General features: G+C 75.2%; 1 protein-coding gene. It reads left to right on the top strand.

What is annotated here, in order from left to right:
* On the top strand, positions 1-2955 hold a 2955-nt coding region (locus AAHZ94_RS31840), incomplete at its 5' end, for a SpnB-like Rossmann fold domain-containing protein (RefSeq protein WP_349997187.1).
* Between the last annotated feature and the right edge of the window lie 61 nt (positions 2956-3016).

Raw genomic sequence — 3016 nt, 5'->3', positions numbered from 1 at the left:
TGTTCGGGTGTGGTGGTGGAGACGCTACGTCGTGGTGAGGGTGGTCCGGAGCGGTTGGCGCGTTCGCTGACCTCGGCATTCGTACAGGGCGTGTCCGTCGACTGGGCTGGGTTCTTCGTTGGTGCTCAGCGGGTCGATTTGCCGACGTACGCGTTCCAGCACAAGCGGTACTGGATCGAGGCCCGGACGCCGGCGGGGGACCCGACGGGGTGGGGGCAGAGCGCGGTGGGGCATCCGTTGTTGGGCGCTGCGGTGGAGTTGGCGGACGGTGCGGGCACGGTCTTCACCGGCCAGCTCTCCGCGGCCGGGCACCGCTGGTTGGCTGAGCATGCGGTGCTCGGCGCAGCCGTCGTACCCGGTTCCGTACTCCTGGACGCGGTGCTGCGTGCCGCGGCCGAGACGGGCTGCGCGCTGGTGGAAGAGCTGACTCTGCACACCCCGCTGGTGGTGTCGGGCATGGCGGGTACGCGACTTCAAGTAACCGTGGCCGGGCCCGATGACCGCGGCGCGCGCCAGGTCAGTGTCCATGCCCGCCCCGCGGACGCGGCAGACGACCAGGGGTGGACCCGGCACGCCAGCGGCACGGTGCTCCCCGAGACACCCGCTGCCGATGGACCGGCCGGGTCGGCGCAGTGGCCACCCGCAGGGGCGACGCCGCTGGATGTTGCCGAGTCGTACGACAGGTTGGCAGGGTACGGGATCGCGTACGGGCCGGCCTGGGAGACGTTGGGCCGCGTGTGGCAGCGCGGTGACGAGCTCTTCGCCGAAGCCGCCCTGCATCCGGAGCAGGAACCCGAGGCCGACGGGTTCGCCGTGCACCCGGCGCTGTGGGACGCGGGGGTACGCGCATTCTTCGCGGAGGGCTGCGGACCCGACGAGATCGCGCTGACCTCGGCGTGGCGCGAGGTGCGGAGCACGGGCGGTCCCGGTGCGCGTGCGGTCCGGCTGTGTCTGCGGCCCGCGGGGCAGGGCGTGGCCCTGGAGCTGCTCGACTCGACCGGCCAGCAGCTCGTGAGCATCGGCCGGGCCGAACTACGGCCGTGGCCGCAACGCGCCCTGCTGGCCGCCGCACCCGAACACCAGGGACTTCTGGCCGCAGTGCACTGGGTGCCGGCCGAAGCCGATGAGGGTGCGGCCAACGACCACCGTGCGAACGGCGGGCACGGCGAGAACGGCAGCTCCGGTGAGAACGGCAGCTCCGGTGAGAACGGCCGCGCGGGCGAAGGCCCGACAGCCAGCGGCACGGCGCTGACCTGGGCCGAGGTGCGCCCCGAAGAGATCGGCGCGGAGGCGCAGCCGGCCGACGTGCCCGCGCACGCATCGCTGCGACAGCTACTGGACGGTGTCGCCGCGGGTGGGGCCGTGCCCGATGCGGTGGCGTTGACGCTGCCTACCCTGGCGCCCGCGGCAGGGGCGGCGGAGGGCGCCAACCCCGCCGATCAGGTCCGGGCCGCCGCCCAGGAGGCCCGTGCCGCGCTCCGAGAGTGGCTGGCCGAACCGCTGCTCGCCGACTCCAGGCTGGCCCTGCTCACCCACCACGCGGTCACCACCGACGGCGACCACCCCGCTCCCACCCTCACCTCTACCGACCCGGCCGCCACGCTCGCCGCCGCCGCGGTGTCGGGCCTGGTCCGCAGCGCGCAGCGGGAACACCCGGATCGACTGCTGTTGGTCGACACCCAGGACGGGGAGACACCCTGGGCGGCCCTGAACCGCGCGGTGGAGAACGGGCACGAGCAGTGCGCGGTGCGCGCCGGCTCCCTCCTCGTACCGCGGCTCACCCGAGCACCGGCCACCGACCAGGCCGCCCCCGGGGCATCGGCCGACAACGGTTCGGCCCCGCGTCGCGGCCAGCGGCTCCCCGCGGGCGGGACGGTCCTGGTCACCGGGGCGTTGGACGGGCCGGCCGGCTGGGTCGCCCGTCATGTCGTACGGGCCCACGGCGTACGCCGGCTGCTCGTCCTCCGCCCACAGCCAGACGCGGCGCAGGCCGAACAGCCGTACGCGGAACCGTCGCGCGCGGGACAGGCTCAGGCTGGCGGTGGGGTGTCGCAGGGCGAGCTGGACCGTGGCGGTCCCACCCCGGGGGCGGCGGCCGTACTGGCCGAGCTGGCGGGGTGCGGTGCCGAGGTGGCGTACGCGCCGTGCGAACTGGCCGACCGCGCCGCCCTGGCGGATGCGCTGGCATGGGTGCCGGCGGAACACCCACTGACGGCGGTCTTCCACACCCCCACCGACGCGGCGGCCGGGTGCGCGTTCGGCACACTGACGCCGGAAGGGTTGGACGCCGCGCTGCGGGATGACGTCGACACGGCGCTCCACCTGCACGAACTGACCCGAGGGTTGGACCTGTCGGCGTTCGTGCTCTTCTCCTCCGTGGTGGGCACGGTCGGCGCTCCGGGACGGGCCGGCCGGGCAGCGGCTGCGGCCACCCTGGACGCCTTGGCGGCGCTCCGAACCGCCCAAGGGCTCCCCGCGCTCGCCCTGGCCTGGGGCCCGTGGGCCGGCGGCGCGCCCGCGCCCACCACCCCTGGCACCGGGCAGAACGGCACACCCGGGCACGACGGCGGGGGTGCTCCCACCCTCGCCGGGTTGCTGCCGCTGAGTGCGGAGCACGGCCCGGCACTGTTGGACGCGGCGCTGGCCGGGGCGGAGCCGGTGCTCGTACCACTGTGCCCCGATCAGCAGGCGCTACGACGGCCGGGCCGGGCTGTGCCCGCCGTGCTGCGCGGGTTGGCCGGGCGGGGCCGCGGGCGCCGTACCGGACCTGCCGCACCGCAGGCGGGACCCGCCTTGATCAAGCGTCTTTTGGCGCTTCCGACGGACGAACAGGACGCCGCACTGGTCGAGTTGGTCTGCGCGGAGGCCGCTGCCGTGCTCGGGCACGGCGACGCCCGGGCCGGGGGGGGGGCGCGGCCGGGGGGGGGGGGGCGGGGGGGGCGGACGCCCAGGTAGGTGAAGGTGCCGGGGACGTGGCTCAGGTACAGGGCGAAGTCCTCGCCGCTGAAGGGTGGGA

The organism is Streptomyces sp. HSW2009 (genome assembly GCF_040240285.1).
GTDB lineage: Bacteria > Actinomycetota > Actinomycetes > Streptomycetales > Streptomycetaceae > Streptomyces.
This window is presented reverse-complemented; position numbering and strand designations above follow the sequence as displayed.